Genomic DNA, 508 nt, shown 5'->3' with positions numbered 1-508 from the left:
CGCTGCGGAGGAACGCCAGCTTCGGTGCGGCCGGCTGCTGGTCGGGAGTCGTCTCTGAGGTCATGCGGCTTCTGTTCTGCTGGTGGGTCGGCGAGTAGGTTGCGCTGGAACAGTACTGCTAGGAGGCGGTCGTGGAGGGGGGAACCACCCGGGTGGCCCGGCTGATGCCGTGGGCCTGGCCGGTGCTGCTCACTGTGCTGATCACCGCTCCGCTGCTCGCTCCGGGGTACGTGGTCGGCTACGACCTGGTCTTCGTGCCGGACCTCACGCTACGGCGTGATCTGTTCGGTGTCACAACTGCCTTACCGCGCGCGGTTCCTTCTGACGTCGTGGTCGCGCTGCTCGACGAGCTGACCGGCGGCGCGGTCCTCAACAAGGTGGTCCTGGTCGCCGTACCGCTGCTGGCCGGGCTCGGCCTGACAGCGCTGTGGCGCGAGCTGCGACTGGGTGGACCACTGGCCGGCGCGGCCGCGGCCACCCTGTACGTCTGGAACCCGTTCGTCGCCGA

The 508-nt window shown here is 69.1% G+C and carries 1 protein-coding gene; it reads left to right on the top strand.

Annotation, left to right across the window (positions count from 1 at the left end; translation table 11 throughout):
• Positions 1-131: 131 nt before the first annotated feature.
• Positions 132-508: hypothetical protein (locus ABD345_RS40190; protein WP_344559808.1), on the top strand; the 377-nt coding region annotated here is incomplete at its 3' end.

This window comes from Kitasatospora saccharophila (assembly GCF_039529925.1).
In the GTDB taxonomy this organism is placed as follows: domain Bacteria; phylum Actinomycetota; class Actinomycetes; order Streptomycetales; family Streptomycetaceae; genus Kitasatospora; species Kitasatospora saccharophila.
This window is presented reverse-complemented; position numbering and strand designations above follow the sequence as displayed.